The sequence below is a fragment of the Kerstersia similis genome (genome assembly GCF_965139615.1).
GTDB classification, from domain to species: domain Bacteria; phylum Pseudomonadota; class Gammaproteobacteria; order Burkholderiales; family Burkholderiaceae_B; genus Kerstersia; species Kerstersia similis.
In genome coordinates this window covers 1-6271 of sequence record NZ_CBCSIQ010000045.1, presented here as the reverse complement: position 1 = coordinate 6271, position 6271 = coordinate 1, and the positions used below count along the sequence as shown (strand labels likewise).

The following is a 6271-nucleotide window of genomic DNA, read 5'->3' as shown; positions in this document are numbered from 1 at the left end:
CTGGGCTACCTGGGCGGGATGCTGACGCTGGGCCTGTGTCTGGCCTATGTGCTGTGGGCCCAGGCGCAGGGCAGGCCGGCGGCGCACTTTGTGGCAATGACCATGCTGATGACTGCCGCCATGTTCGGCTTGGCCTCGCTGGGGACATTTTTCTGGCTGCGTGAACGGCATGCCGGCGCCATGCCACTGGCAGGCAACAGGCAGGGGGTGTGGGCCAGCGCGCGCCAAAGCTGGCGGGCAGTACGCGAGTTTGAGGATTTCCGCTGGCTGCTGGCAGCGACCGTGGCGTATCAGGGCGGCGTGGCCGTTGCCATCACGCTGGCGGCAATCTATGCCGAGCAGGCGATAGGTTTCGAGCCTCAGGAAACGATGTTCATGATCTTTGCCCTGAATCTGGCTGCCGCGCTGGGCGCCGTGGTGTTTGGGCATGCCCAGGATTGGATGGGGCACAAACGGGCACTTTCCATCACGCTACTGGGGTGGATGCTGACATGTTTGCTGGCAGCGGCGGCCACGGACAAGCCGCTGTTCTGGGTGGCGGCGACGCTGGCGGGCTTGAGCATGGGGAGCAGCCAGTCGGCGGGCCGGGCAATGGCGGCGCTGTTGGCGCCGCCGGCACGTATGGCTGAGTTCTTCGGTTTATGGACCTTGGCGGTGCGTTTGGCCAGCATCATTGGCCCGATGATGTACGGTTTGATTGTCTGGGGCAGCGGCGGCAATCAACGTCTGGCGATCCTGGCAACGACCTTGCTGTTCGTGATCGGGCTGGCTTGCCTGCGGCCGCTGGATATGGCGCGTGGTCGCAGGCAGGCGGAGGCAGGCCTGAGCCGGTCCGGGACTGGGTAGAATAGGCGGCTATTCCATCGCGATTCCGGCTTGGCCGGAACCGCCAGATTGCCGGGCATGGGGCTGGGCAGAGCAGGCAGCTGGATTTCCATTCTTGATATGTTGCACATCCTCACCATCACCGGGCCTATCTATTTGCTGGTTGCCGTTGGCTATGCGGCAGTCAGGTTCGGTGTCATGCAGAAATCGGACAGCCGGGTGCTGGGCCGTTTCGTCCTGTTGTTCGGTATGCCGTCGTTGCTCTTTGCCTCGTTGACGCAACGTCATGCCAATGCCGGCATCGACTGGAACTATGTCCTGATTTATGCGGCGGGAGGGGTGCTGACCATGCTCTGCGCTGCCGGCTACGCGCGCAAGTTCAAAGGTGCCAGCGCCGCCCAGGCGGGTGTGCTGGGCATGACGGTAGGCGCGTCCAATTCCGCGTTCATCGGCTTCCCGGTGTTGTATCAGGTGCTGGGGCCGACGGCAGGAGTGGCGTTGGCCATGTGCTTCATCGTGGAAAATATCCTGATCATGCCGGGGGCGCTGGCCTATGCCGATAGCGGTGGCGCAGGTGGCGCCGGGGCGGCCTTGCGGCGTTCGCTGACCTCGCTGCTGACCAACCCCTTGCTGTGGGGGCTGGCGCTGGGCCTGCTGTTCAACCTCATGGGCTGGCATTTGCCGGCCGTGCCGGAGCGCATGGTGCAGATGCTGTCCCAGGTCGCCAGCCCGCTGGCCCTGTTTGCCGTGGGGGGCAGCCTGTACGGTTTGCGTCTGGGCCATCATCTTCGTGCCGTATTGGGTGCGGCTGGCGCAAAACTGCTGCTGCACCCGGCGTTGATGGCGCTGCTGGTGCTGCTGTTTCCCGTGCTGAGCCGCGAGTTTGCCGTGGCCGCCGTCATGTATGCGGCCATGCCGACGGCGGCGATCGTGGCGGTCCTGGCCCAGCGCTACCAGCAGGAGGAGTTCGCTGCAGCAGCGCTGATGGTGGCGACATTGGCTTCTTTTGTGACGATCACGCTGTTGCTGATGATCGTCATGCCCATGCTGCCCGAACCTGCGGTACTGCCTTTGCCTTGAAAGCCGGGCAGATGTGCCTGTGCGGTGATGTGCCTGTACGGCTGCCCATCGTGATTGGCCCGGATATCTTGCCCGGGCCAGCATTTCTGTGTGAACCTGATCGCCATGACTGATCCGAATCCGATGCCGGGCGCCAGTGCCCGTTCCGCGCCTCGATGCTCCCGTGCCGCCTTGCTGCGCAAGTGGCTGTTGATCGCCCTGGTGCTGGCCCTGGTGCTGGTGCCCCTGCTGGTCTGGGTCAGCCAGCCGGCGGCGCCTGGCGCCGGCGTGCCGGCCGGGCAGGGGGCAGAACCATGACGCGCGCCAAGCCGGCTGCCCTTCGCGATCCTTGCCCGTGCGGCAACATGGCGGCATATGGCATGTGCTGCGGCCGCTGGCACCAGGGGCCGCAGCGTCTGGGTGCGCCGACGGCGCAGGAACTGATGCGTTCACGCTACAGTGCTTTCGTCCTGGGCGAATGCCAATACCTGCTCGACACCTGGCACCCGGCGACCCGGCCCGATGCGCTGGAGCCGGAACCCGAGGGCCTGAAATGGCTGGGCTTGCAGATCAAGCGCCATGAACAGCTGGACGAGACCCGCGCCATTGTTGAGTTTGTCGCCCGCAGCCGATTGCAGGGCCGGGCGCATCGTCTGCATGAAATCAGCCGTTTCGAGCGCCAGGACGGCATCTGGCTGTACGTGGATGGCGATTTTGTTGAATAAGCTTGCCGTGCCTGTGTTTGTATAGTATTTGACCATTCCAAACACGCTGAGCTAAACTGTAAGGCTTAGCGTACTGCGTCCTGCATGAATCTGTCATATTCATTTGCCAGAATCGCATGGAAGCCTCTTGCGCTAGCAAGAACTGCTCTTTCCGGCCGGCCTGCCTGGTTTGCCGTTACGTGCGGTTTTTGTATGGACCGCCCGTGAACGGGATCGACCACTGGCCACGCGCAATGCGCGTGCCGGAACGGATATCCCCGATCGGGTACTGAATGCTCCGGGCATTGTGCCGTAGACCCTGCTCAATGCCGGTAGCGACGATTTTAGGGATATTCAAGCTAATGCCAACTATCAGCCAGCTCGTGCGCAAGCCGCGCGAAGTCAGCCGGGAGTCCAGCAAGAGCCCCGCGCTCGAAAACTGCCCCCAGCGTCGTGGCGTGTGCACCCGCGTGTACACCACCACCCCCAAGAAGCCTAACTCCGCTCTGCGTAAGGTCGCCAAGGTTCGCCTGACCAACGGCTTCGAAGTCATTTCGTACATCGGTGGCGAAGGCCACAACCTCCAGGAACACTCGGTCGTGCTCGTGCGCGGCGGTCGTGTGAAGGACTTGCCTGGTGTGCGTTACCACATCGTGCGCGGCGCGCTCGACCTGCAAGGCGTGAAGGATCGCAAGCAGGCACGCTCCAAGTATGGTGCCAAGCGTGCCAAGAAGGCGAAGTAATTCGTCTGACTTTCACCCCTGGTGATAAAGCGTGCAACCGTTGCGCAGAATGAACTGTGTGGCGGTATTAAGGGGTCGTCCCGGATGGGCGGCCGTGGCCGTGCAAAGAGTGCGCGGTTCAACTGAACAGACACAAGGAAGCAATAATGCCCCGTCGTCGCGAAGTACCTAAACGCGAGATCCTGCCGGATCCTAAGTTCGGCAGCGTCGAACTCGCGAAATTCATGAACGTCGTCATGCTCTCGGGCAAGAAGGCGGTTGCCGAGCGTATCGTCTACGGCGCGCTCGAGCAAATCCAGGCCAAGACCGGCAAAGAGCCGATCGAGGTCTTCAATACTGCGATCAACAACGTCAAGCCCCTGGTTGAAGTGAAGAGCCGCCGTGTCGGTGGCGCCAACTACCAGGTGCCCGTGGAAGTCCGCCCTGTGCGTCGCCTGGCTCTGGCCATGCGCTGGATGCGTGAAGCTGCCAAGAAGCGCGGCGAGAAGTCCATGGACCTGCGTCTGGCCGGCGAACTGCTGGATGCTGCTGAAGGTCGTGGCGCTGCAATGAAGAAACGCGAAGATACCCACAAGATGGCAGAAGCCAACAAGGCATTCAGCCACTTCCGTTGGTAATCCAGCTGGTAAATTAAGGACACTCTCATGGCCCGCAAAACCCCGATCGCGCGTTACCGCAACATCGGTATCTCTGCCCACATCGACGCAGGGAAGACCACCACTAGCGAACGCATTCTGTTCTACACCGGCGTCAATCACAAGATTGGCGAAGTGCATGATGGCGCAGCCACCATGGACTGGATGGAGCAGGAGCAGGAGCGCGGCATCACCATTACGTCTGCTGCTACCACCGCTTTCTGGAAGGGCATGGCCGGCCAGTTCCCCGAGCACCGTATCAACGTCATCGACACCCCGGGACACGTGGACTTCACCATTGAAGTCGAACGTTCCATGCGCGTGCTCGACGGCGCTTGCATGGTTTATTGCTCGGTGGGCGGCGTTCAGCCCCAGTCCGAAACCGTGTGGCGTCAGGCCAACAAGTACAAGGTGCCCCGTCTTGCGTTCGTGAACAAGATGGACCGTACCGGTGCGAACTTCTTCAAGGTTTACGATCAGCTGCGTAACCGCCTGAAAGCCAATCCCGTGCCCATCGTTCTGCCGATCGGCGCCGAGGATTCGTTCAAGGGCGTGATCGACCTGATCAAGATGAAGGCGATCATCTGGGACGAAGCCAGCCATGGCGTGAAGTTCGAATACCAGGACATCCCGGCCGAGCTGCAAGCTCAAGCCGAGGAGTGGCGCGAGAAGATGGTCGAAGCTGCGGCCGAATCGTCCGAAGCCCTGATGAACAAGTACCTCGAGGGCGAGCAATTGTCCGAAGAGGAAATCGTCAAGGCGCTGCGCGATCGCACCATTGCTTGCGAAATCCAGCCGATGCTGTGCGGCACCGCGTTCAAGAACAAGGGTGTACAGCGCATGCTGGACGCCGTGATCGAGTTCCTGCCGTCGCCCATCGACATTCCTCCCGTCCAGGGCGAGAATGACGAAGGCGAGCCGGTGTTCCGCAAGGCCGACGACAGCGAAAAGCTGGCCGTGCTGGCATTCAAGCTGATGACCGATCCGTTCGTGGGTCAGCTGACCTTCGTTCGCGTGTATTCCGGCGTGCTGCACTCCGGCGATACCGTGTTCAACTCGGTCAAGGGCAAGAAGGAACGCGTGGGCCGCATCCTGCAGATGCACGCCAACAACCGTGAAGAAATCAAGGAAGTCGTGGCCGGCGATATCGCCGCCGTGGTGGGCCTGAAGGATGTGACGACCGGCGAAACGCTGTGCGACGTCGATGATCACATCGTTCTGGAACGCATGGAGTTCCCCGAGCCCGTGATTTCGCAGGCTGTTGAGCCCAAGACCAAGTCCGACCAGGAAAAAATGGGCCTGGCGCTGTCGCGTCTGGCTGCCGAAGATCCGTCGTTCCGCGTGCGTACCGACGAAGAATCCGGCCAAACCATTATTTCCGGCATGGGCGAGCTGCACCTGGAAATTCTCGTCGATCGCATGAAGCGTGAGTTCGGCGTGGAAGCCAACGTCGGCAAGCCGCAAGTGGCCTACCGCGAAACCATTCGCAAGGCCTGCGACGAAGTCGAAGGCAAGTTCGTCAAGCAGTCGGGCGGTCGTGGTCAGTACGGTCACGTTGTGCTCAAGCTGGAACCGCTGGAACCGGGTGGTGGCTACGAATTCGTGGACGCCATCAAGGGCGGTGTGGTGCCGCGCGAGTACATCCCGGCAGTGGACAAGGGTATTCAGGAAACGCTGCCTGCGGGCGTGTTGGCCGGTTACCCGGTGGTGGACGTCAAGGTAACGCTGTTCTTCGGTTCGTACCACGATGTGGACTCGAACGAAAACGCGTTCAAGATGGCCGGTTCGATGGCATTCAAGGAAGGTATGCGCAAGGCCAGCCCTGTGCTGCTCGAGCCGATGATGGCCGTCGAAGTGGAAACGCCCGAAGACTACGCTGGTACCGTGATGGGCGATCTGTCCTCGCGTCGCGGCATGGTGCAAGGCATGGACGACATGGTTGGCGGCGGCAAGGTCATCAAGGCCGAAGTTCCCCTGGCCGAAATGTTCGGCTACGCCACGAACCTGCGTTCGCTGACGCAAGGCCGTGCAACGTACACCATGGAATTCAAGCACTACGCTGAAGCTCCGAAGAACGTGTCCGACGAAATCATCGCCGCTCGTTCTAAGTAATACAAAGACATCGGCCATCCCTGCCAGGGGATGGCCGTCAACAAGTTTTCCTTGCATTGATAAAGGGATGAATCATGGCAAAAGGTAAGTTTGAACGCACCAAGCCGCACGTGAACGTCGGCACGATCGGTCACGTTGACCACGGCAAGACGACGCTGACGGCGGCAATCGCCACGGTGCTGTCCAAGCAATT

Annotated in this window: 8 protein-coding genes; all 8 read left to right on the top strand. The window is 61.2% G+C overall.

Translation table 11 applies throughout. The features are described from left to right. Window positions 1-846: MFS transporter (locus ACNA1V_RS17230; protein ID WP_415834804.1), on the top strand; the 846-nt coding region annotated here is incomplete at its 5' end. A gap of 99 nt (window positions 847-945) precedes the next feature. After that, a complete protein-coding gene (locus ACNA1V_RS17225) occupies window positions 946-1905 on the top strand; it encodes an AEC family transporter (protein WP_415834803.1) in 960 nt (319 codons plus the stop codon). A gap of 105 nt (window positions 1906-2010) precedes the next feature. Continuing rightward, window positions 2011-2202 carry a hypothetical protein gene (locus ACNA1V_RS17220; protein ID WP_415834802.1) on the top strand — a complete coding sequence of 64 codons (192 nt, stop codon included), beginning with the start codon at window positions 2011-2013 and terminating at the stop codon, window positions 2200-2202. Beyond that, on the top strand, window positions 2199-2609 hold the full coding sequence (locus ACNA1V_RS17215) for a YchJ family protein (RefSeq protein WP_415834801.1): 411 nt from the start codon (window positions 2199-2201) through the stop codon (window positions 2607-2609). Before ACNA1V_RS17220 ends, ACNA1V_RS17215 begins: the two co-directional genes overlap by 4 nt. A gap of 341 nt (window positions 2610-2950) precedes the next feature. Further along, window positions 2951-3331: a 30S ribosomal protein S12 gene (rpsL, locus tag ACNA1V_RS17210; RefSeq protein ID WP_068373045.1), complete on the top strand. Its 381-nt coding sequence runs from the start codon at window positions 2951-2953 to the stop codon at window positions 3329-3331. A gap of 146 nt (window positions 3332-3477) precedes the next feature. Beyond that, a complete protein-coding gene (rpsG, locus tag ACNA1V_RS17205; protein WP_068373042.1) occupies window positions 3478-3948 on the top strand; it encodes a 30S ribosomal protein S7 in 471 nt (156 codons plus the stop codon). A gap of 27 nt (window positions 3949-3975) precedes the next feature. Then, window positions 3976-6078 (top strand): elongation factor G, encoded by a 2103-nt coding sequence (fusA, locus tag ACNA1V_RS17200; RefSeq protein ID WP_415834800.1) that lies wholly within the window; start codon window positions 3976-3978, stop codon window positions 6076-6078. Window positions 6079-6152: 74 nt separating this feature from the next. Further along, on the top strand, window positions 6153-6271 hold a 119-nt coding region (locus ACNA1V_RS17195; RefSeq protein ID WP_415834805.1), incomplete at its 3' end, for a GTP-binding protein.